At 50.6% G+C, this 25,340-nt stretch carries 20 protein-coding genes and 1 pseudogene; 10 read left to right on the plus strand and 11 right to left on the minus strand.

Translation table 11 applies throughout. The features are described 5' to 3' along the window. Positions 1-100: 100 nt before the first annotated feature. Positions 101-736, minus strand: a complete 636-nt coding sequence (locus tag WKR14_RS16960) for a class I SAM-dependent methyltransferase (RefSeq protein WP_339087021.1) — start codon at positions 734-736, stop codon at positions 101-103. A 797-nt stretch (positions 737-1,533) separates the two neighbouring features. On the opposite strand from WKR14_RS16960, the gene WKR14_RS16965 reads away from it, so the two are divergent. Next, positions 1,534-2,484 (plus strand): IS30 family transposase, encoded by a 951-nt coding sequence (locus tag WKR14_RS16965; RefSeq protein ID WP_001107060.1) that lies wholly within the window; start codon positions 1,534-1,536, stop codon positions 2,482-2,484. 70 nt (positions 2,485-2,554) lie between these two features. Continuing rightward, positions 2,555-3,181 carry an imm11 family protein gene (locus WKR14_RS16970; protein WP_339087023.1) on the plus strand — a complete coding sequence of 209 codons (627 nt, stop codon included), beginning with the start codon at positions 2,555-2,557 and terminating at the stop codon, positions 3,179-3,181. A 251-nt stretch (positions 3,182-3,432) separates the two neighbouring features. Here WKR14_RS16970 and WKR14_RS16975 read toward each other — a convergent pair whose 3' ends face one another. Further along, a complete protein-coding gene (locus WKR14_RS16975) occupies positions 3,433-4,425 on the minus strand; it encodes an aldo/keto reductase (RefSeq protein ID WP_339087025.1) in 993 nt (330 codons plus the stop codon). A gap of 96 nt (positions 4,426-4,521) precedes the next feature. Here WKR14_RS16975 and WKR14_RS16980 point away from each other — a divergent pair, with 96 nt between their 5' ends. Beyond that, a complete protein-coding gene (locus WKR14_RS16980) occupies positions 4,522-5,454 on the plus strand; it encodes a LysR family transcriptional regulator (protein WP_339087027.1) in 933 nt (310 codons plus the stop codon). A gap of 63 nt (positions 5,455-5,517) precedes the next feature. Here WKR14_RS16980 and WKR14_RS16985 read toward each other — a convergent pair whose 3' ends face one another. Together WKR14_RS16985 and WKR14_RS16990 are read right to left on the minus strand one after the other, a co-directional pair. Next, a complete protein-coding gene (locus WKR14_RS16985) occupies positions 5,518-5,991 on the minus strand; it encodes a hypothetical protein (RefSeq protein WP_339087029.1) in 474 nt (157 codons plus the stop codon). A 391-nt stretch (positions 5,992-6,382) separates the two neighbouring features. Then, on the minus strand, positions 6,383-9,373 hold the full coding sequence (locus WKR14_RS16990; protein WP_339087031.1) for a DEAD/DEAH box helicase: 2,991 nt from the start codon (positions 9,371-9,373) through the stop codon (positions 6,383-6,385). A gap of 94 nt (positions 9,374-9,467) precedes the next feature. Between WKR14_RS16990 and WKR14_RS16995 the strand changes: the two are divergent. Further along, positions 9,468-10,265 (plus strand): annotated as a pseudogene (locus WKR14_RS16995) (IS4 family transposase); the annotation flags it as partial. A 53-nt stretch (positions 10,266-10,318) separates the two neighbouring features. Here the strand turns inward: WKR14_RS16995 and acnA are convergent. After that, entirely contained in the window at positions 10,319-12,991 is a 2,673-nt protein-coding gene (acnA, locus tag WKR14_RS17000) for an aconitate hydratase AcnA (RefSeq protein ID WP_287589800.1), read from the minus strand. A 170-nt stretch (positions 12,992-13,161) separates the two neighbouring features. Between acnA and WKR14_RS17005 the strand changes: the two genes are divergently transcribed. Next, positions 13,162-13,422: a DUF5062 family protein gene (locus WKR14_RS17005; protein WP_025008966.1), complete on the plus strand. Its 261-nt coding sequence runs from the start codon at positions 13,162-13,164 to the stop codon at positions 13,420-13,422. Positions 13,423-13,498: 76 nt separating this feature from the next. Here the strand turns inward: WKR14_RS17005 and WKR14_RS17010 are convergent, their stop codons facing one another. Next, on the minus strand, positions 13,499-13,714 hold the full coding sequence (locus WKR14_RS17010; protein WP_146225973.1) for a hypothetical protein: 216 nt from the start codon (positions 13,712-13,714) through the stop codon (positions 13,499-13,501). A 20-nt stretch (positions 13,715-13,734) separates the two neighbouring features. Here WKR14_RS17010 and WKR14_RS17015 point away from each other — a divergent pair, with 20 nt between their 5' ends. Next, entirely contained in the window at positions 13,735-14,616 is an 882-nt protein-coding gene (locus WKR14_RS17015) for a LysR family transcriptional regulator (RefSeq protein ID WP_101052909.1), read from the plus strand. Positions 14,617-14,628: 12 nt separating this feature from the next. Here the strand turns inward: WKR14_RS17015 and WKR14_RS17020 are convergent, their stop codons facing one another. Continuing rightward, the gene (locus WKR14_RS17020; protein ID WP_101052870.1) at positions 14,629-15,498 is read right to left on the minus strand and encodes a universal stress protein; all 870 of its coding nucleotides are present in this window, start codon (positions 15,496-15,498) and stop codon (positions 14,629-14,631) included. Positions 15,499-15,605: 107 nt separating this feature from the next. Here WKR14_RS17020 and WKR14_RS17025 point away from each other — a divergent pair, with 107 nt between their 5' ends. Further along, complete coding sequence (locus WKR14_RS17025; protein ID WP_101052868.1) at positions 15,606-16,802, plus strand: cation:proton antiporter; 1,197 nt, start codon at positions 15,606-15,608, stop codon at positions 16,800-16,802. Positions 16,803-16,861: 59 nt separating this feature from the next. Here WKR14_RS17025 and WKR14_RS17030 read toward each other — a convergent pair whose 3' ends face one another. Then, positions 16,862-19,099, minus strand: a complete 2,238-nt coding sequence (locus WKR14_RS17030) for a S9 family peptidase (protein ID WP_335917908.1) — start codon at positions 19,097-19,099, stop codon at positions 16,862-16,864. A gap of 183 nt (positions 19,100-19,282) precedes the next feature. Between WKR14_RS17030 and WKR14_RS17035 the strand changes: the two genes are divergently transcribed. The 3 genes from WKR14_RS17035 (at position 19,283) to WKR14_RS17045 (ending at position 21,889) form a co-directional block, all read left to right on the plus strand. Next, positions 19,283-20,272, plus strand: a complete 990-nt coding sequence (locus WKR14_RS17035; RefSeq protein ID WP_101052864.1) for a class 1 fructose-bisphosphatase — start codon at positions 19,283-19,285, stop codon at positions 20,270-20,272. A 207-nt stretch (positions 20,273-20,479) separates the two neighbouring features. Continuing rightward, positions 20,480-21,007: an inorganic diphosphatase gene (gene ppa / locus WKR14_RS17040; RefSeq protein WP_025008962.1), complete on the plus strand. Its 528-nt coding sequence runs from the start codon at positions 20,480-20,482 to the stop codon at positions 21,005-21,007. Positions 21,008-21,442: 435 nt separating this feature from the next. Then, a complete protein-coding gene (locus WKR14_RS17045) occupies positions 21,443-21,889 on the plus strand; it encodes a hypothetical protein (protein WP_234555864.1) in 447 nt (148 codons plus the stop codon). Between the two features lie 217 nt (positions 21,890-22,106). Here the strand turns inward: WKR14_RS17045 and WKR14_RS17050 are convergent, their stop codons facing one another. From WKR14_RS17050 to WKR14_RS17060, 3 genes are all read right to left on the minus strand, one after another. Beyond that, the gene (locus WKR14_RS17050) at positions 22,107-23,354 is read right to left on the minus strand and encodes a dicarboxylate/amino acid:cation symporter (protein ID WP_101052907.1); all 1,248 of its coding nucleotides are present in this window, start codon (positions 23,352-23,354) and stop codon (positions 22,107-22,109) included. A gap of 732 nt (positions 23,355-24,086) precedes the next feature. Then, on the minus strand, positions 24,087-24,776 hold the full coding sequence (locus tag WKR14_RS17055) for an LrgB family protein (protein ID WP_025008959.1): 690 nt from the start codon (positions 24,774-24,776) through the stop codon (positions 24,087-24,089). A gap of 4 nt (positions 24,777-24,780) precedes the next feature. Continuing rightward, complete coding sequence (locus WKR14_RS17060; protein WP_101052860.1) at positions 24,781-25,248, minus strand: CidA/LrgA family protein; 468 nt, start codon at positions 25,246-25,248, stop codon at positions 24,781-24,783. Positions 25,249-25,340: the final 92 nt, after the last annotated feature.

Genomic DNA, 25,340 nt, shown 5'->3' on the forward strand with positions numbered 1-25,340 from the left:
AAAAACCGGGTCGCTGCTTCCTGGAGGCGCCCCGGTTTCAAGGTACAGCCCCAAAGGGATTGGGGCTTGCCTGCCCTTTCCAGCCCCTCACTTTGATGCCTCAGTTTTTCTGAAAAATGGCAATCCGTCGCTCATCGACAAAACATAAGTTCAAAGCAAACGTCTCACAGAGCCAGTCCAATGTTGCACGATGGAAGAAGCTGCAATGGGTAGGATCCCGGGTATAGTGCCAGTCATAAAACTGGGCTTCACTCTGCCAGCGGTCAGTCATTATGCCTAAATAGCCCCCGGGAACCAGACGTGCCAGCAGCGCGCTTATCTCGGCGGCAGGCCTGTGCAAGTGCTCGAAACACTCGCTGGAGAGAATAAAGTCATACTGCGCCTGCAATGGATTGGGGAAAAACAGCGGGTCGAAATCGTCACACGCTATCCCTTCCCTGGCCAGGAGTTTTGATAGTGTCGGCCCAGGGCCACAGCCAAAGTCCAGTCCCTGCATGCCCGGGCGCAGAAAGGTCATCGCCGGCGTCAACAAGTGCTGCAAAAAGCCCACATAGCCGGGATCGTCAATGCTGTTCTCGTGGGTATCGTAAAACTGCTGCTCCTCATTCAAGGGCAGCAAATGCGCAGGGTCGAGAAAGATGAGCCGACACTCTTGGCAGAGAAAATAACGTCTGGCAACCCTGGCGGGAACTGTCTGTTTAGGCTGGGTGTTGGCACACAAGGGGCATGGATTCATCGATGACTCGGTTCACTTTAACGGCTTTGGTTTAACGGCTTTGGTTTTACAGCCTTGGCCTAAAGGCTTTAACTCAGAGCCTTAACTCATAGCTCTAATTCAGAGCTTTAGCTCAGTGCCTAGCTCATTACTTTGACTCGGCGGTTGGCTATCGGGATACTTTCCCGCAACAGTCGCCGCCAAAAACTGCGCCTACTCTAACAAACCCCACCCCCGGCTCCTAGAGCTTAATCGGCAAGACGCAACAACCATTGTACCCAGGATTCAGGCAAAAGTCGTAGAGTTTCCCCCCACAGCTGCCGCGGGCTTTCGTCCTGGCGACTTTTCGGCATGCAGTGAAATCATCCCTGATGGCGCCACTCTGGCATCCCAGCCTCTCTCGTAAGCCTGTCACTACGCGCCCAAGAGGGGCTCAGCGTCCTACGGATGATTCCCGGCGAACATACTGTCAAACATGCACGCGACCTTAGGTTTACACTCCACAAAATCACCACAACCATATGATAGATAATATTTTTTTAATAAAATCTGTTATAGAAAATAAGTTTGGGCATTATCCGTTGCGCAAATCCTGTAAGATGTGGGCATCGCGCATGGTGCTGTATCTGATAGTTTTTTGGAAAAATGAGTTACATGGCCATGCGTGTCTACTGAATTGAATAAAAAGGGAATTGTCCGAATTTCCATGGAAACCCGAATTCAGATAATAAGTGCACCACTCATGGTTAAACGGTGAGGAGAGATCAACTGCCTGTTGGTGATACTCTGTAGTCGCCAAACAAACATGAGTAGTTACCATGAATTACAAGCAGTTGATCGAGGGACAACGATACCAGATTGAGGCCTATTTACGCGAGGGTTTCAGTTATCGGGAGATAGGAAAACGTCTGAAAGTCAGCCACAGCACAATCAGCCGGGAAGTAAATCGCAATCGAATTCGGGATAACCATTACTTGCCGGAAGTCGCTCAGGCGAAGGCACTAAAACGCCGTTGTCAGTCCGCGAAGTCTAGAATATCTGGACTGACCATCACCTTTGTTGAGTTCGGTCTCAATGAGAAATGGAGTCCGGAACAAATAGCCGGTGTCGGTAAAATCATCGGATATAACGTCAGTCACGAGTGGATTTATGGCTATGTCCAGCGTGATAAATTATGCGGCGGCAAGTTGTACAAACAGCTCCGCCAGAGTCACCGAAGATACCGTAAAGGTAACCGTGCGAAGCGTGTGATTATCCCGAATCGCGTAGGCATAGAGCATCGTCCCGCTATCGTGAACAAGAAAAAGCGGTTCGGAGACTGGGAAGCTGACACGGTTCTGGGCAAGCAAGGTACGGGCGCGATTGTCAGCCTGGTTGAGCGAAAAAGTAAGCTGTACCTGATACGCAAAGTGCCAGCGAAAAGCGCAGCCGATGTAGCCCGGGCCATGGTTGGTATGCTGTGGAAATATCGAGGTTATGTTCGAACTATCACTGCGGACAACGGCAGCGAGTTCTGTGACCACGAACAGGTCGCAGAAAAGCTTAAAACGGATGTCTACTTCGCTAACCCTTATTCGTCCTGGGAACGCGGACTGAATGAAAACTTCAACGGTTTGCTGCGGCAATACATACGGAAAGGCACCGATTTGCGGACGGTAACAGATAAGCAAATTAGTGAGATTGAACGGGCATTAAATGCCAGACCGAGAAAGTGCCTCGGCTTCAGGCAACCTGTTGCGGTATTCAATGAATTACGCAAGGCAGCCTAATTTAGCGAGTGGTGCACTTCGGAGTTGAATTCGCGAATAATTGTCACACAGTTTAGATAGAGGAACTTTTTTGAATATTCATGAAGAATCTTATTACATTGTTTACCCAGACTATGAATTTGATGAATATAAAACTGACTTAATCCCAACATCATATACTGCCAATACTAACTGGGATTTTGAAAAGCTAAATGTGGAGTCGGAAACCCTCTCTTTTGTATCAAAAAATGATAACTTAAATTTCCTAATGGAAGATTACGCCTTGGCGTTTAGTGTTCCAAACTTCATAGTGACATCAAAACTTAAAGAGCTTATTGAATCAGGTATTTATGGTAGCCAGTTTGTCCCAGCAATTATTCAGGACAAGCAAAACAACTCAGTTAAAGGGCTGTGGGCACTCAATACATTTAAGACGTTAAATTGTATTGATCTGAATAGAAGTAAATTCTACATGCCAGGTAATGGCTCGACTAACATTGATGGATTTACGATTCATGCAGATATGGATAACTATCGTTTTCGTGAAGATGTCTTAGATGCAATACCAGAAGCTGAGCGATTGATTTTCCAAGTTGCGGGTACATCATTAGGGGAAATATTCGTCCATCAAAAAGTGGTTGATATATTTAAAGAACATAATGTAAAAGGAATAAATTTCTTTAAAGTCAGTGAATTCGTGGATGGTGAACAATATTAGGGAAGATGCGAATAAGTCCTCGTGGCCTTTTCTTTTGTAGAGAGTGGCTTACCATTCCTGGCTATTGCTCGTAGCCAGTCGCTACAAGACACTCGCCGCTCCCGAGGGCATGGTTCGGTAGAAATGGGGCGGTATCCACTCGCCCCTTTCCAAACCTCCGCCCCCTGCACTCAGTGACGTAGCGGCCCTGACCTATGGTTAAGGGTTAGGCACAATTGAACTTGTGTAAAGCTCCCTTCAAGTTAACCCCACTACTCATTGGGTAACAACGGCATCATCTGTGCGCCATAACGGCTCCCAGCTACTGCTGTGATGGGAAACGCCTCTTCGATGGCCGCCAGCTCGTCTCGGCCCAGAGTCAGAGCGCAAGCCTGAATATTATCCTCAAGATAACGCCGCCGTTTGGTGCCAAACAGAGGGATCAGATGCTCATTGCGGCTGAGCAGCCATGCCAGCGCCAGCTGTGACGAACTGCAACCTCGGCTTTCAGCCAGTGCCTTGATGGCATCCACCAGTGCCAGATTACGTTCAAAGTTCTCCCCCTGAAATCTGGGATGAGAGCGCCTGAAATCATCGGCAGTAAAGTCGTCTATGCTGCGAATAGCACCACTGAGAAAGCCCCTCCCCAGAGGGCTGTAGGCAACAAAACCTATTCCCAGCTCTTGGCAAAGCGGTAATACCTTGCTTTCAGGATCCCGGCTCCAGAGAGAATATTCACTCTGCACCGCTGTAATGGGATGCACCTTGTGGGCGCGGCGCAGCCTGTCGCTGTCCACTTCACTCAAGCCCAGATAGCGCACCTTGCCCTGCTGCACCAACTCGGCCATGGCACCGACAGTTTCCTCTATCGGTACCTCGGGATCCATTCTGTGCTGGTAATAGAGATCGATATAATCTGTCCCCAAACGCTTGAGGCTGGCTTCCACAGAGCGGCGGACATACTCGGGGCGGCCATTGACGCCGCGCTTGTGCACATCTGCTTCATCCCTGACTATGCCAAATTTACTGGCAAGAAAGATCTGCTGCCTACGGCCTTTGAGCGCTTGTGCCAACAGTTCTTCATTGCGAAAAGGTCCGTAAACATCGGCGGTATCCCAAAAGTTGACGCCGCGCTCCAGCGCCAGATCCAGCGTTGCCAAGGACTCTGCATCACTGGCCGGACCGTAAAACTCGCTCATTCCCATGCATCCCAGCGCCAGCGCCGATACTTCCGGTCCCTTGCTACCCAGTTTTCGTGTTTTCATCTGTTACCTCCATTGAACTGCCAACAGCATCTTTGTTTTTACCTTTGGGATAAATAACGCTATAACAGCCAGTGTATTCCAAAATCACGAACAATCATGGATAGACTGCAAACCCTGAATATCTTTCGCCGGGTCGCCGAAACGCGAAGTTTCACCAAGGCCGCCAATTTACTCAATCTACCACGCTCGACCGTAACCCAGGCGGTGCAGCGGTTGGAGCAGCAACTCAAGGTACAGTTGCTGGTACGCACCACACGACAGGTCAGGTTGACCGAACAGGGCGAACAGGTGTTGGATAAGGCCTCGGCGCTGCTGGCAGACTGGGACGATCTTCAGGGCCTATTTGCCAAAGAAAGCTGCCCGGCGGGGCTACTTAGGATCAACATGCCGGCCAGACTCGCCCGATTGCTTATCTTGCCGGCCTTACCGGAATTTCATCAATGTTATCCGGACATAGAGCTGGAGCTTGGCGTTTCGGATCCGCGCATCGATATCATAGGTGAAGGGGTCGATCTGGCACTGCGGGCCGGCACACTGGAGGATAGCAACCTTATTGCCAGAAGTTTGGGAAGCTTTGAGATAGTCACGCTGGCAAGCCCGGATTATCTGGCGCGCTTCGGAGTTCCGCAAACGCCTTCGCAACTCAGTAACCACAAGATGGTGGGCTATCTGTTGCCCTCAAGTGGTCGTATCGAGCCGCTGGAGTTCAGGCAAGAGGGGAAATACCATCAATACACCTTGCCCCAAAGCATAAGAACCAATGGTACAGATGCCTATATTGCCGCCGGATTGGCAGGCTTTGGTCTTATCCAGGTACCCACTTATGGTATAGCGCCACATTTGCAAAGTGGCGCTCTGGTGCCAGTGTTACAGCAGTATCCGCCGCAAGCCATGCCACTGTCGTTTATCTATCCACGCAAACGCCACCCCAGCCACAGACTGAAGCTGTTTATCGACTGGCTGGTGCAACGCTTCGGCGACAAGTTACCACATGAGGCCGACTCGGTACCGCTAACCTGGGACAACTGATTTGCCTCAGTTCAGCTAAACCGCACTCAGACTAGAGTAACGACCCGCTTGCCGGGCAACAGGCTATTTCCCGGGGGCTTTTCCCGCTTCCAGCAAAGGCAAGCCGGCCTCGGTTGGAATATAGATGCGCTCGCCCTTGCCTTCCTGCAGCCCCTTGATCCACACGTAACGCAGATAGGCTTCATTGCCCTTGAGTGACTCGCCGATAATCTTGTTGGCCTCGGCAGCCGCCTTGGCCCGCTCGATATCGGCCTGCCCTTCGGCCTTAGCTCTGGCGATCATTGCCCGTCCTTCCGCTTCAGCCAGGGTGACTTTGGCCTTGGCCTGCATCAGGGCCGCCTGTTCCCGAGCCTTGGCTTCCTCAATCAGGATCTGCTTGCTCCACTCTGCTTCCTTCAAAGCGGCGATGCCGTCCAGCTCCAGCTTATAGACCTTGTATTTAGGCCAGGCCCAAAAGGCCAGTAAGATCAGCAGTATGGCAACGGCTGTCATCAGAGCCAGGTTGCCGAGGGCTACGGCTTGTTTGTTTTGGTACATGGGCGCTCCTGCCACTTGAGATTATGCGGCATTTTAAAACATGGAGCGCTGTGGCACCACTTGGCTTTTCCCAATAAAAAACCGCACCCCAAAGGCGTAATGCCGATCAGTTAAGACAGATCGCTTGACGATCTAACTGAAAGGAACACAATCCGATGACCCATGTCATCGGATTTTTTTGTGCAACTTTCAGAAGCTTTGGCGCGTACTTATATCAATCATCTTACCGAATTCACCTGTCTGGCTGATGTACTTGAGCTGGAAGCAGTTGTCAGGGGCATAAGTAATCTGAAAAACACTATTAAGAGGCGACATTAACGTTGCATATATTACGGCCACCTTGGGTGGCCGTTTGTATCCAGTTATCTTGTGATGAAATAGGCAGTGTGCCCTATTTATTGATGATGACTCGTAATTTCAAGCCGCTTATTTCATCAATGTAAGCCGCCGTAGCGCCCAATATTGATAGCTGATCATCTGACATCTTCATTTTTGATATTGCAGGCTGAACAATGGCTATGCCTAATTTAAATGAAGCATATCTAGCAACTTTTGCAAAGTGAATAAGATCTTCATATCGGCCCTTATCGATCCTAGATGACTTGCTCTGTTTAAGCCTAGCGCGTTCCCTGTCCATCAAACGCAAAATTAGCTTCTCTTTATCAGCGAACCACTTGATGCTTTTTTCAGCTTGTCCAGCAACTTGGTACACGTCATCAACTCTTGCTCCAGGAATCGCAATACCATCTTTCTTTGAACAATACTTGCAATGGAAAAGGTCAATGGTAAGTTCTTTATCGTCTATATTTTTAATTGCCACGATATCAGCAACTTCACCAGCGCCATCATCGTCAAACACCAAATCATAATCATCTTGTATTTGTCGAATCGTGTGGTATTGAATTGAATTTTCGAGCTTATCCGGAGTTTGAGATTCAACCGAAATATCCACGCCAGACCAATCCCAGTCTTCCGTGTTGTTACGCTCATAAAGATATGCATACTCTTCATTTGGGTAATATCTGAATCCTCCATCAACAACAGAAGTATCTGCCATAAATATGGTGGGTGGATTCTCGTTAAAATATTCAGATAACTGAAGTGTTTGTTCTCCAAACTTAATATCTAGGTTGTCGTGTGAGTTGAAAATTGCTTCGCCTTTTGTCGCTATAGTCGCAGTAATCTGACTATCGCCATGCTCGGTTCGCAAAGTGATGTTTAGGCTGTTAGCGTTACCATCTTGCACCTCTGCAACTAACAGCTCACAGTTAATTAAGTTGCATTCCCAATTGGCAGAAGCGACTGTTACCTTTGTTTCATTTTTACGAAGCAACGGCACGGGCCACTCAATGGAAAGAGGGGGGATATTTGGATAAGCTTCAAGCTCTTCGGTCTGCATAGCTGTTTTCATTACTTCGTTGGTGTCGATCGAGTCATCTAGGATCTTGGAACCGACTCCTTTGCACCATGCAATCCACTTATCCAGTGAATCGCTGTCCATCGCCCAGATCTTGCCTTTATAGGAACAACCAATACTTACGAGCTCACCTTTTTCATACCCTTTTCCAAAGATATTTGATTTCGTCGCTCTATTGGCTTCGATATCGGGGATCTGTTCGTTGATCTCAGTGCCAGTGTGCATCGAGTAACGTAGACCTTTCTTGTTTTTGTTTAAACCGACATTTTGAAGCTTCAAGCGTTTCAATCCAGCAAGGCTTCTAAAAACATGCTCTCCTTGAATTTGCGAAGCATCTTTCGCTACCAACTTTACAAGTCTTTTGACCAAGCCGTCTTTTGCTGACGAGTGAATAAATAACAGGTCGGTGTTTTTATCGTAATAAGCAATGTACAAGTCCCATGATTCATCAAAGAGTTCTCTAGAACTGGTCCAGCCGACGGGGAGGTAAGACTTAACAGAGAATGCTAAGGTGTTTTGCTCGTCGTTTATAACGGAATCTACAATTTGAAACTGCTTTTGGGAGAACTTCTGAAATTTATCTGGAGTCCAGGTGGCAAACTGCATTCTATAAACAGTCGTGCTGATACTAGGAGTTAAACCAAGATCAAGTAGCTTGCTTTGGCTTGAAAACTCAGACCTAAATGCTTGATAGTCTTTTTCATCGCTTATCTTTCTTGAGCTAATATCACTTATAACATTGTTCCAGTCAGAGTTTTCTTTATATAGCTCTTCCAAGCTTTCGTTCACATTTGGGTTGGCAATGTTAGCAATGAACTTAGCATCCCCAACATTTTTAGTGGTTCGAGTAAAGCGGCCAGTAAACTGAAGCATTATGTTGATGCTTTTATGAGGATCATGAATCGCAGATATTTTCAACTGCGGTAAGTCAAAACCTTCACCCAGCATGTCTACACATACAATTATTTTGTGCTTTCGATTTTTTATTTCTTGTAGAACTTCAGCTTTCTTTTTGACTTTACTGTTTATTAAAACGGGATTTAGGTCTTTTTCCTTGGCATACAGCTCAAATACTTGCGTAGCTCTTTTTATGGTGCTGGCTCTAGCCATTACAATATGGTCAAGCCCGTCTTTCAAATCAGCTCTGAGCAATTCAATAGCCTTGTCTGCAATAGCCTTGTCCGAAAGTTCATCAACAAATTCTCTGACAGGATGAAAGTGTATTGGTTTGAAATACCCTTCATCTTGCGCTTTCTTTAATGGATAGTTGAATATAATTCTACCTTCAACTCTGGAACCGTCATTTCTAAAGGGGGTCGCAGTAAATTGAAAAACTGATTTGCTCTTAAATCTTGCTTTTACTCTTGCCCAGGTTGCAGCGGTTATATGGTGTGCTTCATCTACCACAAGGTGAGAACAAGCAGCGGTTAGTTTATCTAAAAAGCCATTCGTAAACTTTGATAGTGCGGATGCAGAGGCGACGATAACATTAGACTTTAATAATTCCTGTAAATCGCCTTTATCATTCACACCATGTTTTATTGTCGCAACTATAGGGTTGGCCACTTGGTCATTTACTAACCCTAGTTGTCTTAAAAGACCAAGCTGAACAAATTTTTCTTTTGTTTGTTCCCGTAATGGATCTGAAGGCACAACTACTAGAGTTTTTTTGAAATGACCAGCTACAACGATGGATAGAATTGTCTCCGTCTTTCCGGTTCCTGTTGGCATCACTAGAGTAGCAGCACTAGTATCGTCCGATCTTTCGAAACCAAGAGCAGCAAAAACCCCACCTATCTGAGGTGGCCTCAACCCTTCAATGTCGTTAGCGGTATTTTCTTCCCTAAATAGGAAGTTTGAATTACACCAAGATTCGTGTATGTCTTCATGAGAAAGGCGCACATCATCTAGTGGCAACCAAGTCAATGTACTAGAGCCGATTTTGTGTTCGATTTTTTGTGCCACCTAAGCCTCTCTGTCAAAAGATGTGTTTTGGTTAATTTACCATCAATCATAGGGTTGCGCTATTTAGACAGCAGGGGAAGGTGAGGTCTATCTGTTAAGCAGCCACTTGGTATTGAACAGTGCCTTTGATTCTATTGCTATCAGTGAAATGAATTTAGCCGCTGAATTGATATCAAGCTTACCCAATAACTGTCTGACGCTGTTTGACAGAGGCTTTTATTCGTTGGGACTTTTGCACGCCTGGCAACAGGCTCAACCTAACAGTCACTGGCTGCTGCCGTTGAAGAAAGGGACACAATATGAAGTGGTACGCTCTTTAGGAAAACACGACCAACCGGTGCGGTTAACCACCACGCCTCAAGCCAGAAAGAAGTGGCCTATGCTGCCTGACAATATTGAAGCTCGCTTACTGACGAAGACGATAAAAGGTAAGTCGGTTTCCATTTTGACGTCATTAACGGACCCATTGCGTTATCCGGGGGCAGAGATAGCGGATTTATATGCCCATCGATGGGAGATAGAAGTGGGCTATCGGGAGATGAAGCAGCATCTTCTGGAGAGTCGCTTTACGTTACGCAGTCAATTGCCAGAGCTGGTTATCCAAGAATTGTGGGGAGTACTGTTGGCCTATAACCTCATCAGATACAAGATGGTGTTGATGGCTAAAAGCTTACCGTCGTTACATCCGAACCAATTAAGCTTTAGAGATGCATCGAGTTATATCATTTTTAAACTGACTCAGCTGTCATCTCAAACGCCTGGGAATGTCCCGAGAGATGTCTTGGACATAGTGCGTAATGCGAGGCAGTTCAAGCTTGATGGGAAACGGGATAGAGCCTATCCACGTGCGTTAAAAATGAGTAAAAACAAGTATCCCATTAAGCCTAAGAAAATGCCGTTCACACTAATTGAACGGCATTACGGTTTTTGCCTGAAGCAGCTTGGCTATTCGGCGGCCAAACGCTCCAGCACATAGGTCAGCACACCGCCGGCACGGTAGTAGGCAACCTCCATACCGGTATCCAGGCGGCTGAGCAGCGCTATGGTTTTGGACTCTCCATTGGGATAATGGATCTGCGCCTGCAGCTTCTGGTTTGGCTTAAGCTCGCCATCCAAGCCGAGAATATCCACTGTCTCATCTCCAGTCAGGCCCAGAGTCTGACGGGTTTCCCCGGGCAGAAACTGCAATGGCAGCACGCCCATACCCACCAAGTTGGAACGGTGAATACGCTCAAAGCTCTCCACTATGACCGCCTTGACCCCGAGCAACAGCGTACCCTTGGCGGCCCAGTCACGGCTGGAACCTGTACCATATTCTTTACCGGCAATAACCACACTCGCCTGCTTTCTGGCGCGATAGGCCATGGCAGCGTCATAGATAAAGCGCACCTCAGATTCGCCCTGCATCCGGGTAACACCACCTTCATGCCCGGGCACCATCTCATTGCGGATACGGATATTACCGAAGGTACCGCGCATCATCACCTCGTGATTCCCGCGGCGTGAACCGTAGGAGTTGAAGTCCTTGTCGGCTACACCATGACTGCGCAGATAATCGGCTGCCGGACTGTTTTTGGGGATCACCCCGGCCGGGGAGATATGATCTGTGGTGACAGAGTCTCCCAGTAGCGCCAGAATCGCGGCCCCCTTAATGTCGTCGGCATTACCGCCGTATTCGGCTTCGAAGAAGGGCGGTAACTGAATATAGGTGGAGGCGGGATCGAAGGCATAGGTTTTGCCCGAGCCCGAGTCGATGGCGCGCCAAGCATCATCGCCATGAAACACATCGGCATACTGCTGCTGAAACAGGCTGCGACTCACCTTGCCCATTACGGCGGCTATCTCGGCATTGCTGGGCCAAATGTCTTTAAGGAAAACCGCTTTACCATCGCGGCCTTGGCCTATGGGATCGCGACTGAGATCGATACGGCTGGTTCCCGCCAACGCATAGGCTACCACCAGAGGAGGCGAGCAAAGCCAGTTGGACTCCACCAAGGGGTGGATCCGCCCTTCGAAGTTACGGTTACCGGAAAGCACTGAACCCACATGGATCTTCTGTTCGCTGACCGCTTTGGTGACCGCCTCCGGCAAGGGACCCGAGTTACCTATACAGGTAGTGCAACCATACCCCACCAGGTTAAAGCCCAGGCTATCGAGCGCCGTTTGCAATCCGGCCTGTTGCAGATACTGGGTCACCACCTTGGAACCTGGGGCCAACGAAGTCTTGACCCAGGGTTTGCGCTCCAACCCCAGTTCCACCGCCTTTTGTGCCAGCAACCCGGCGGCCAGCATCACCGCCGGGTTGGAAGTATTGGTACAACTGGTAATGGCGGCAATCACCAAATCGCCATGGTGCATGGCAAGCTCGCTGCCTTCGAGTACAAACGCCTGCTCAAGCTCGCTGCGCCCCGAGAGACGAATGGCATCTTCGGCCGCCTGTTTGAGCTGACTGACGGCAACTCTGTCCTGGGGCCGCTTGGGCCCGGCCAGGCTGGGTTCAACACTGGCAAGATCCAGACTCAAGGTATCGGCAAACTCGGGGGCGCTATCGCCAGTCTCTCGCCACAGCCCTTGGGCCTTGGTGTAAGCCTCCACCAAAGCAACCGTCTGTTCATCTCGGCCACTGAGGCGCAGATACTCCAGTGTCTGCGCATCCACCGGGAAGAAGCCACAGGTTGCACCATATTCCGGTGCCATATTGGCAATGGTGGCTCGGTCGGCCAGCGGCAGCTGATCCAAGCCATCACCATAGAATTCGACAAATTTACCCACTACCCCCTGGCGGCGCAGCATCTCCACGACTCTGAGCACCAGGTCGGTGGCTGTAATGCCTTCACTGAGCTGCCCCTTGAGCTCGAACCCCACCACATCCGGGATCTGCATTGAGATGGGTTGCCCCAACATGGCCGCTTCGGCTTCGATACCACCAACACCCCAGCCAAGTACCCCCAAGGCGTTGATCATAGTGGTGTGGCTGTCAGTGCCCACCAGTGTATCTGGATAGACCCAAGTGGCTCCTTCTTCGCCAAGCCCCTGCCAGACACCTTTGGCCAGATACTCGAGGTTTACCTGATGGCAAATGCCGGTGCCCGGAGGCACCACGGAGAAGTTATCGAAGGCGCCCTGGCCCCACTTGAGAAATTGATAACGCTCGAAGTTGCGCTGCATCTCAATCGCCACATTGTCCCGATAGGCATCCGGATTGGCGAACTTGTCGATGCTGACCGAATGGTCAATCACCAGATCCACCTTGGACAGAGGATTGATCTTTTGCGGATCGCGCCCTTTGGCCACCAGCGCCGCCCGCATAGCGGCCAGGTCGACTATCGCCGGGACGCCGGTAAAATCCTGCATTAATACCCGCGCCGGATGATAGGCGATCTCCTGCTGACTGCCGCGGCCGCGCCCCTTGGCCAGCGCCTGCAAGTCATCGATATCACAATGGTCGGTATCCAGATGCCGCAGAATGTTTTCCAGCAGCACCTTGCAACTCTTGGGTAATGCGGCAACCTCGGCAATTTCCGCCAAGGGCCCTTCATTGAGGCTGTAGTATTGGAATGAGGTGTTTTTGACTGTCAAGGTGCGTTGCGCCTTGGCTTGATATTTGACTTTGGACATCACTACTCTCCCTAAGTTGAGTTGTCGTTCCGTCAACCAGCTTAAGTTATGCTCAAATAAGGTACAAGGGCACCTGAGGCTGCCGAAGGATTTTTAAGTGTAATCTCAGTCACTTTGCGCTAGTTTAGAAACGAGCCCAAGCAGGGGGCGATAAGCTGGGAGCGATACAGATGAAGAAACACAAGAATGAAGCGGCTCTGTTGAAACTGGCGTTGGAGATAGGTTTGGGATACTCGCTCAAGCGTGGCTTTGCCCCTCTTGGGGATAAAGTGCCGGAGAAAGAGAAAGTCGAGTGCGTCTATCGCCTCTTGGTGCAGGATAAACTGATAGGACCTTTGCCATCAGACAAGGAAGATGGCCCCAATATGAAACATAGGCTGGTAATGTGGATCAGCGGCAAATTGCCCAAGGAGCACCCACTATTGCAATAACCTTGCATCATGCAGGATATAACTATGCCAAAATAGTTAAAATAACAAAAAGAAACCCGGCACGGGCCGGGTCACTTTAAACTGCTTTGGCTTTTTTGTGGAACATCAGCTTCCAAAAACTCTGGGACTTGGCTTTGACTGGCTTGGCCTTGTGTTCCTGAGTTTCAGTGGCAGTTTGCCACAGAGAGCTAACCCACAAACCTTGATATGCTTTCATCGATATTTCCTCTTTACTTGGGACGCTGATCAAATTAACGCCGCCACAGCTATTAGTAAAATGAATTAATTCCATAGCAAGAATTCCAAATGAGCATGAACGTACCTATCAAGACCTTACACTGCTTTCTGACCCTGGTGGAAACCGGTAACTTTACCCGTGCCGCCGAGCAGTTGTACCTGACTCAGCCAACCTTGAGCAAGATGATCCAGCGCCTTGAAGAATCCCTGGATCAACAACTCTTGATCCGCAGCAATCAAAAGGTAGAGCTAACGCAAGCCGGAGAGATATTCCATGCCAGTGCCTGCCAGATAATAGGTCAATGGCACAGAATGGAGCAGGACTTGAGTAACTTAAGTGGCCTCAAATCCGGCCACCTGCGCCTCGGGGTCTGCCCCATGATGAGCAGTCTAACCATAGATCTGTTGACCGAGTTTCGCCGCACCTATCCGGCAGTTGAGTTACAGATGCATGAATACGGCGGCTTTGGTTGTGAGCAAGCGCTTTTGGCCGACACCCTGGACATCGCCTTCACAGCCCTGCCTACCACCCATGGAGAGCAGTTGTCTTCATCGCCGCTGCAAGGTTATCCGCTAAAGGTCTGCCTGCCGGTAGGTCACCCACTGACCAGCAAGCAGGCGATAGAATGGCGGGATCTGGCCGAATATCCTTTCATCCTCTACAACGAGGACTTTTCACTGGCAAAGTTATTGACCCGCCTGAGCCGCGAGGCCGGAGTCACGTTGAATATCGCTTTTCGCAGTGGTCAATGGGACTTCCTCGGCGCCATGGTGCAGGCCGGAATGGGGCTGGCGCTGCTGCCGGAGCCCATCTGCGACAAGCTCGGCGAGCAAACACTCAGTTATCGACCTATGGCGAGTGAAATCACCTGGCAGCTGGGGCTGATTTGGCGCAACAACCTACCCTTGACCCCGGCCGCCGAGGCCTTGGTTGCCCTCAGTAAAAAGGGGTTGTGAGCAAGCAGGCTGTTAGCTTGCCTGTTCCTCATCGGTTGGGATAACCAGCACATTGCTGCGTACGCGCCGCAAGATCTGCTCGGCGGTATTGCCTATCACCCGCCCCATCAACCCCTGGCGCTGACGGGCACCAATCACCAAATAGTCGCTCTTGAGCCTGCAGGACAACTGATACAGACAGAGGTCCGGATCGCCGGCAATGATATGGATCTGCTCTTTGGGAAGCCCCGTCAGCTCCAACAGGGTTTGATGTCTGCGCCAGGCCGACTTGACCATTTCATGCAGGTTGAGCACTTCGAGATCGCGGATCACTTTAGGTACCCGAATAATATGTGCCAGATGTAACTTGGCACCACTGGCCTCGGCCAATTGGCGACCATGTTGCAACACCAATTGATTGAGGCGCTGTTTTTGCTGACTCTTGGCATCGAGATCCACAGCCATCAAAATACTGGATGCCTTCTTGATCGGGTTATCGCTGAGCAGCATCAAAGGCACCTTGGTACTGCGAATAAGATGCCAGTCGGTCGGCAGAAAATGCTCGCTCTGGTGCACTGTTTTAACCACCATATCAAAGCCATAGCGACCGGCATGGCTGCTGACATGTTCGTAGAGATATTTACTCCAGATGATATGCAGCGGCACATCCTCTGCATCCAACGTTTTAAGATGGGCCGACACCTCAGCTTGCTTCTCCTTCATCAGCCGCTGTTGAGCGGCCCCGGCAAGCCGTGGGCTGTAATACTCGTCACCAGAGAAATATTCGTAGCAATAAGCAAATACTTGAGGTTGCATCCCCAGTAATTCCGCTACTTCCAGTCCCTTGGCAATCGCATCAGTGTTAGCCTCTTCATGTTGTTCAATGATAAAAAGCTTACCCATTTGTTTTCTCCAAACTTTCTGGTAATTGTCTACTTTTTAGACTCTAATCTGGTGCAGAATAAACCATACTGATCCCGATCAACAATTGCACCTATGGGGGATACTCTATGTCGATGGATAGTCTGTTGATCGCCTTGTTCCTGATCTTGCTGTTCTCCCGGGTGCTGGGAGAGTGCTGCAACCGTATTGGCTGGCCTGCGGTAGTGGGGGAAATAGGGGCAGGCTTGTTGCTTGGCCCTTCCGTACTGGGGTGGCTGGAACCAACCCAAGTGCTGGCCAATATCGCCGAGCTCGGGGTAATACTGTTGCTATTTTCCATCGGCGCCGAAACCTCGATACAGCGCCTCTACAGCGCCGGACGCCAGGTGGCGGCTGTGGCCATTATCGGCATAATCGCCCCACTGCTGCTCACCGGCCTGGCAGCCTTCTATTGGTTGGAACTGTCGCTGTTTGCCGCCCTCTTCTACGGTTGTACCTTGACGGCCACCAGCATAGGTATCTCCCTCAGGGTGCTCAGCGACAGTGGCCAGCAACAATCCAGTGCCGGTCATCTGATCCTGGGAGCGGCGGTATTTGACGATATTGCCGGGGTGATACTGCTCAGTTTGCTGTTCAACTTTGCCAGCGAAGGCCAACTGGCACCGCTGGCAATCATTAAACTCTGCGGCTTACTGCTGCTGTTTCTGCTGCTGGCGCCCCCCCTTGGCAGGATGTTAATTTACCCGTTACGAGTGCTCAGCTATCAATCCCAAACCCCCGGCTACGAGGCCGTGGTCATGCTGACACTGATCTGCCTGTTTGCCTGGCTGGCACACCTTTTTGGCGCCCCGGCGCTGCTCGGCGGTTTTGTCGCCGGTTTGGCGCTATCAAGGCAGTTTATCTGGCCCTGGCAGAAGTATCTGCAAAACCCCTTTCCCTTTACCCACAAGCTGGAAAAATCGATGCAGCCACTGACCGATGTATTCGCGCCTGTGTTCTTTGTCTATGTGGGGATCAGCCTCGACTTAAGCCAGTTGAACCTCAGCCCCTACAGCCTGTTACTCTTGCTGGCGATGATACTGCTGGCATTTATCGGCAAGCTGGCCGCCGGTTTAGTGGTCAACGGCACTTGGCGGCAAAAGCTGATAGTCGGCAGTGCCATGGTGCCCAGAGGTGAAGTCGGTTTGGTCTTTGCAGAAGTGGGGCGACAGTTGGATATCATTCCGGCCAAGGTATTTACCGAATTGGTGTTGGTAATAGCCATCACCACCCTGCTCGGCCCCTTGCTGCTCAGACGCCTGTTGCCCAAGGAGGGCGAAGCATAAAAAGCCGCGCCATATGAGGCGCGGCATTTTCAGCTACCAGATAACTTCAGCTTACCGGCTCAGTTACCTTTCAACTCTGTCTCGAGGAAGTCGGTCAGCGAGCGGTACAAATGGGTGCGCACCTTATCGCCCCGCATCGAGTGCTTGGAGCCGGGGTAATCTATCATGCGGAACAACTTGCCTTCATCCTGCAGCGCCTTGTAAACCCGGGTGCTGTTCTCGAACAATACATTGTCATCGGCCATGCCGTGATACATCAGCAAGCCTGAACGATACTTGCTCACATAGGGGAAAACACTGCTGGCCTCGTAGCCCCGGGCGTTGTCGTCAGGATGGCCGAGGTAGCGCTCGGTGTAGTGGGTGTCGTACAGGGCCCAGTCGGTTACAGGGGCGCCACTGATGGCCGCCTTGAAGTAGTCGGGCGCCTTGAACAGGCTCATCAGCGCCATATAGCCGCCATAGCTGTGACCATAGATGGCGATGCTGTCGGCCTTGACCCAGGGCAGAGTCCGCAGGAAATCGACACCTGTCTTCTGATCTTCCACTTCGGCCTCACCTAGATGGCGGTAGATCACCTGCTCGAAGGCCGTGCCTCTATGCGCCGAACCCCGGTTATCCAGCTGGAACACGGCAAAGCCCTGCTGCAACAGATATTGGGTGTAGTAATCCTGCTCACTCCAGCTATTGACCACCAACTGGGCGTGAGGCCCACCGTAAACCCGCACCACCACGGGGTATTTGGCCTTACTATCGAAATTCACCGGCTTGAACAGACGGTATTGCAGCGCCTTGCCATCTTTGGCCTTGAGGGTGCCAAACTCCGGCAACTGCCACAGCCCGGCATAGTCATACAGAGGGTGTCCGGCCTTGACGGCGTTCTCTTCCACCCAAGCCAGATGCTCACCGCTTTGGTTGTGCAGACTCACCTGGGGAGGCTGCGATAGGCTGTTAAAATAGTCGAGGTAAACAGATTCCTTGTCGGCAAACACGGCGTTATGCATGCCGCCACGCCGGCTGATGCGCTCTATCTCACCGCCATTGAGGCTGACCCGATACAAATGGCGCTCGACCACACTGTCTTTACGACCACTGAAATAAACCCAGCCCTGCTTTTCATCTAGGTGTTCTATCTCGTCGACCACCCATTTCCCCTGAGTCAGTTGCCGCTTGACCTTGCCCTTGTCATCAAACAGATAGATATGGTTGAAACCATCACGCTCGGATGCCCAGATAAAGCCGGGCTGCTGCTTAAGAAAATAGAGATCGTGGTTGAGGTTAACCCAGGCATCGCTGCGCTCGGATACCAGAGTCACGGCGCCTTTGCCCTCGCGGCTGTCTACCTGGCGCAGATCCAACTGCTGCTGACTGCGATTCTGCCACTGGAACGACAAGTGCTTGCTGTCCGGCAGCCATTTCACCCGCGGCAGATAGATATCTTTCTCACTGCCGAGATCCATCCATTGGGTCTTCCCGGACGCCAGCGACACCACCCCCAGGGCAATCTCAACATTGGGCTTACCGGCATAGGGATAACGTTGCTCGGTCAGCTTAATGCCATCGGCATAGATCTCATTGCGGGTCACCAGCTCCACACCCGACTCATCGATGCGGGTATAGGCGATAGCCGATTCATCCGGCGCCCACCAGTAACCTGTCATACGGTCCATCTCTTCCTGAGCCACAAACTCGGCCATGGCGTTCTTGATGGCCCCGCCGCCATCCTGGGTCAGCGCCGTGAGCTTATGGTCTTTCAGCTGGAGTACATAGAGGTTTTGTTCGGCCACAAAGGAGACAAAATTGCCCTTGGGCGACAGCTTGGCATCTGTGGCAAAGGCGTCCCCAGTGGGCAGCAGAGTCACCTTGGCATCGGCCAGGCTGAAGTAGTAGAGCTTGCCGGCCGCCGGGATCAGCAGTGCCTGGCTGTCGTCGGCCCAGAAGTATTCCATGATCCCCTGGCCATACACTCGCTGCCGCTCGCGGCGGGCCTTCTCTTCATCGGAAAGTTCACCGGCTTCAAGCCTGGAGGCATCCAGCAGCAGACTGACCTGGCCGGTGGCGACATCCATTTGCCAAAGATCGTAGAAATATTGATTGTCTTTACGGCCGGCAAGATAAGTGACCCGCTTGCCGTCGGGAGAGAGTTTCAGCCCTCGGGGGCTGGCACCGGCCAGTGCCGGTGAAGAATAGAGGCGCTCAACCGTTAAAGGGGTTTTGCCACCTTCCAGAGCGAAGGAGTGGCCGCTGGCCAGTGTCAGAGGTATCGCCATAAGCGCCGAAGCCATCCAAGTTTTTTTCATTATTATTTCCGGAATTATAAGAGACAAGAGCCACGGCATCCGGCCACAGCCCAAAAAACAGCCCTCATTCTGCCCCAATTGACAAGGGATCGGCAAACCCGTGCAATTGGCCGCTGAAATATCGCCGGTTCTCGGTTATGATCCTGTCCCAGAAAAAGCTCAGACCTCTTTTAAGGAAACAAGATGCAGACTCTGGCCCAAACCCTCAAACAACAGGCTGTCAACCCAGCCCTATCCCAATTACTTCTCACTCTGGCCCAAAGCTCAGTCGCCATCAGCCAAGCGGTAAGACACGGCGCACTGGCCGGTGTGCTGGGCGCCACCACCCAGGAAAACGTTCAGGGTGAAACCCAAAAGAAACTGGATGTGATCACCAACGAGATGCTCAAAGATGCCCTCAAGGCCGAAAACACAGTGCGCGCCCTGGCATCGGAAGAGGAAGATCATATTGTTGAAGTCGGTGACAGCGGTGAGTTTCTGGTATGTTTCGACCCACTGGACGGCTCTTCCAACATAGACATCAACTCACTGGTGGGCACCATTTTTTCTGTACTGCCGGCACCCGAAGGGGAGATCAGCGAGCAGAGTTTCCTGCAAAAAGGCAGCGAGCAACTGGCAGCAGCCTATGTGCTCTATGGCCCATCGACCATGCTGGCCCTGACCACAGGCCAAGGGGTACAACTCTTTACCCTGAATCCGGAAACCGGCGAGTATCTGTTGACCAATGAAGCGGTAAGCATTCCCAAAGACACCGCCGAGTTCGCCATCAATATGTCCAACCAGAGATTCTGGGAAGCACCGATGCAGACCTATATTGCCGATCTGCTGCTCGGCAAAATAGGCCCGAGAGAGAAGTCGTTCAACATGCGCTGGATTGCCGCCATGGTGGGCGATGTGCACAGAGTATTGAGCCGCGGCGGCATCTTTACCTACCCAACTGACAACAAGAATCCGGATAAGCCCTACAAGCTGAGACTGATGTACGAAGCCAACCCTATGGCATTGCTGGTTGAACAGGCCGGCGGCAAGGCCAGCACAGGTTATCAGCGCATTCTCGACATTCAGCCAGAGCAAATTCACCAGCGGGTAGCTGTCATTCTGGGCTCGGCCAATGAAGTCGATGCCTGCCTCGAGTACCATCAGCAGGATTACAGCGGCGAGCCTGAACTCTAAACGCCGCTTGGGGCTGCCGGGGTCGGCAGCCTTGAATTGACGGTACAATCCAAGGCCTGAGACAGATAGCCTTAGATGAACTGTTGGCAATTAGTCTTAAGACCGCGGCCTTTCATTGGCAAGCCGTCAAATCGCGCTATAATACGCGCCACACTGAACTTCAGGCTGGACCTGAAATAGATTTATACACAGTCTAAGGATACTTCCATGAGCTTAAATGCAGTGCCTGCGGGCAAATCCCTGCCAGATGACATCTACGTGATCATCGAAATCCCACAAAACCACGACCCTATCAAGTATGAAGTGGACAAGGACACAGGTGCCTTGTTTGTGGATCGCATGATGACTGCGCCTATGTTCTATCCTTGCAACTACGGCTATGTGAACCAAACTCTGAGCCTGGATGGTGATCCGGTAGACGTGCTGGTTCCTACCCAGTACCCACTGCAGCCAGGCAGCGTTATCCGTTGTCGTCCAGTTGGCGTACTGAAAATGACCGACGAGTCAGGTGAAGATGCCAAGATTGTTGCCGTACCACACGAGAAGATCTCCAAGGAATACGGTCATATCCAGGATGTGAACGATCTGCCTGAGCTGCTGAAAGCCCAGATCAAACAGTTCTTCGAACACTACAAGGATCTGGAATCCGGCAAGTGGGTTAAAGTTGATGGCTGGGAAGATGCCGAAGCCGCCCGCGCCGAAATCCTGTCAAGCGCCGAGCGTTACAAAGGCTAAGTTGCCCTGTAACCCGAGGATAAGCATAAAAGCCAGCCAACCGCTGGCTTTTTTATTGGCATTTCACAACTTCAAGTGCATGAGTTTAAGTGCATAGGTTTAAGTTGGTTACCAGGAAGAGTCCCCCGCATATCAAGGCTCGCAGCTCCCTAGCCTTCCCCCCTATTCCAATCCAGTTTTGGCCCACTTTATGACCCTCACTGGAAACTGTTTCTCAAAACCAAACTTCCAGACTTCAGACAATGGGTTTCAAACAGGGTAAAGGGGCAAATACCACATATGGTAAAGCATGCAAACCTAAAGTCACGCAAATGAGAAGTCACAGGCAAAAAAACAATCATAATTACCCAAAAAACAACCTCTGCCATAAAATCGCCAAGCTTTTGACAAAGTTAGTTAATTTGACGCTGTTAGTTAACCTTTCCAGGAGACACTATGAATAAGTTACTGCCGTCTGTACCTCTGCTAAGCGCGTTGGCTTTGATGGCATTTCATTGTTTGGGGAATGAAAAACATTTCCACGAGATATCCTTCCACCAAGATGCAACTCAACTGCAAGTACAGTGTTCGGTGCAGCAACCACAACCTAGATTGATAGTGAAGGTGCCTCAACCTTTTGCCTACAGCCAAGATCCCAGTGTGCTGGTGTTAAGAACCGCCGATGGCGAAACCCTGCAACTGGACAGCATGAGCTCATTAACGACACTCACCACCCAAGCCTGCCCAGATAAAGATCTCTGGGCCGAACTGACCTCACTCCACAGTGATCCAGTATCGCTTGAGGTGATCTCGTTTCGCTCAGGAGGCTCTTTCTCATCAGCTATCCAGATGAGTGATTTTCAAAACCGGCTGGCACAGCTCAAATCCTGCTGTCAGCCATAAAAAATCCGGCAACTAGCCGCCCCGATTAATTAGCCACTTTTTCAAATAATCAGCCGTATTTTATTCAAGATTTCCCTAAAAAAACAAAATTACGGTTTATCCCGCAAACTATAGTTACAACGAGGGCTTCTGGAGGATTTCTTAAAAATCTCTCTGAAGCCCTTAATTCCATTGTTGTTCGCTTAACTGACCGACATTAGATAAATAGCCGGATTTTCTATAAGGCGTTAACCGCCTCTGTCTGATGTCCTTTCTCAGTTTGATCCACTATGGTCAGTACTGCAGCATCGCCCACCACATTGCAGGAGGTCAGCACCATATCTATGATTCTGTCCAGCGCCGCCACTATAGCAAAAGCTTCCACGGGTAAGCCCAGTTGATGGATTAGCACACCTATCATCACCATACCGCCGCCGGGAACACCGCCGGCGCCCACCGACAGCAAAAAGATACTGAATATCAGAGTTGGCAGCTGTTCGCTGGAGATTGGCTGACCAAAGGCGTTGGCAACAAAGAAGATGGCGATAGTGATATAAATCGACACGCCGCCCATATTCATAGTGGCCCCCAGAGGCACACCGAACCCGGCGACCGCCTTATTGACCCCGAGCTTTTCGGTCAAGGTTCGCATAGTCACCGGGATAGTCGCATTGGAGCTGGCAGTCGACAGAGAAAACAGGATCTGCTCTTGGGTCTTGGCACGAAAACTCTTGGCGCTGACCGGGGTAAACACAGCCACAGCCAGAGGATAAACAATGAAAATCCACAGCAGCAACATAGTCAAAATGATGGCCATATAACCCAGCACACTGAGAAAGACTTTGGCTTCCAGAGTGGCCCCCAGTTTGAACATCAGCGCAAACACCCCAAATGGCGCCAGCTGCATCACAGTCATGATGAGCTTCATCATGATCCCATTGGCGACTTGAAAGCCTCTAACCGCTGCGCTGCCGGCTTCATCCAGCGACTTGATAACTCCGCCAAGCAGCAGCGCCATAAAGATCACCTGCAACATGTTGCCCGACATAAAGGCATCGACAGGGTTACTGGGCACTATGCCGACAATCAGGCTGATCAAATTGGGCAATTCGGTCGCGGTAATGGCCACATCCTGGCCACCACTCATATCCACTCCGACACCGGGCTGCAGCAATAACGACACACATACCGCCGCCAGGATGGCGACCAGAGTATTGATGATATAGAAGCTGAAGGTCTTGCCGCCCAAGCGGCCAAAGCTCTTGAGATCCTGCAATTCGCAGACACCGCAGACTATGCTGACAAACACCAGCGGCATCACCAGCATCATGATCATATTAACAAACATGGTGCCTGCCGCAGTGGCTACCTCGACCAGAGTGCCGGAAAAGAAGCCGATATGTCCCAGCCCATATTGCACCAAAGAGCCCAACAACAGGCCGCTGAACAGACCCATAAAGATCCGTCCGGAAAGAGATTTGAGTATCGCCATTGTACGTTCCAATTTGGCATCGTTCCTGATGCACAACTATCTTCCCTGTTCGCTCTTGGAAGGGATAGTGAAACATGCTACTCAAAAATTCAATGGCAAAATGCTTAAAAAGTGCCTTTGCAACATGCTTTAAAATTCACAAACCCAACCCAAAGCAATGTTTTATAAGGATTTTAATTTTTACCAAAAAAATTCACCATGGAATACCGAGTTTACAACCGCACAATACATCAACAAGTTGGCAGCATATACAAAATACTTTGCAGTGAATAAACCTAAAAACAATGAAATATCAGAATTAATCACCAGAAACTACAACCAAGGCAGTGAGCTTATTAGATGACTAGCCCTTTTACTGCAGATCCTGCTTGTTAATTTCGTCATCAAAGTGACTTTTCCGGCTTACTCAACCCCCAAGCGACAAAAGCCGCCACTGAAAAAATCATTGAAATAAACCATAGAGAAAGTGGTTGCAGAAGCACCAAAGCAAGCAGGAGAAAACCCGCAGAGCGCGATTGGATAAGATAGTCTCACAGACAAAAAGGGCAAAAAAAAAGCCGGTGGGGCGCACCGGCAAATCAAGCAACATATTACCTGAGAGGCTCAGGAAAAACGCCTGACGATGCAGGCGGTCACCACAAGAAAAGGCCATCGGGTGATGGATAGACTCAAAAACGGCAGTAACCCTTGTGGTCAGGTCATCTACTTGAATCCAAATCGGTTAAATTAAACAAAAATCAACGCAAACAAAGGCGCGCCAAGCACCATGGCGATACCGGTAAAGATCATCGTCAGGCTGGCAATCACGCCTTCCTGCTGGCCAAACTCGCTGGCTTTGGCGGCGCCGGCACCATGGGCAGAAGCGCCGAGAGCCACTCCTTTCCCAAGAGAGGTCTTGATCCGCGCCAATTTAAACAGCGGCTCACACACCAACATACCTATCACGCCGGTGAGCAACACCAGCATGGCGGTCAATTCCGGCACGCCACCGAAGGCACCAGTGGCCTCCATGGCAAAGGGCGTCGACACTGAGCGCACCAGTACGCTGTGGCTCAGCTCGCTCGGCAAAGGCACCAATTTGACCAACAACCAGGATGACACCAAGCCCAACATGAGTCCGGCCATAACCCCAAGGCTAATGGTGATCGGATAACGGCGGATCAACTTGCGCTCGCGGTAAATAGGTACTGCGAAAGCTATTGTCGCCGGGGCCAGCAATGCCATCAGCCAATGGGTGTACTCAAAATAGGTCGGCAGCGGAATAGCCAACAGCAGCACCACGGCCAGCACGGCCAAAGGCGCCAAAAATATCGGTGCCAACCACCAGCTACGATGCCTGCGATATAAAGCCTTGGCGCCGTAATAACAGATAAGAGTGATCAGCAGACTCAAAAGAGCAAGCAAGGTATGAGACATAGGGTTACCCTTGCACTCCATGCTTGGCCAGTTGGCGTTTCAAATTGAGGCGCCGCTCAAAGCGAAACACCCTATCCACCACAAAACCGGTTCCAAGCAATACCGAAGCGCTGCCGAGCACCAGGGTCAACATAATATTGAAACCATACTCCTCCAGCAGGGTTTCATACTTGAGTACTGAAATCACCGGTGGAATAAAAAACAGCAAGAGATCGCCAATCAACCAGGCAGCTCCCAGTTGCAAAGCCTTTTCCGGTATAAGCTTGAGCCCGAGCGCCAACAACACTACCAGCATCCCAAGCACACTGCCGGGAATGGGAGAATGCAAAGCGGCGGCCAAGGCATGAGTGGCCCATGCCAGCAAACAGATAGCCGCAATTTGCAGCAAGGTCACGCTTATGTGTTTGCCTTGGAGCCAAATGACTTTCGCCACTCTGTGAGGAGAAGCCGGGCGTTTGCTGAAAGAGTGCATATCTTTACCGAATAACTTAACTGGAGTTTATTCTAGTCTTGCAATATAAATAAAAAAAATGAATATTAAGCATAGTTTGCATTCCATAAGGT

The sequence above is a fragment of the Shewanella chilikensis genome (assembly GCF_037953065.1).
Classification (GTDB): Bacteria; Pseudomonadota; Gammaproteobacteria; order Enterobacterales; family Shewanellaceae; genus Shewanella; species Shewanella chilikensis.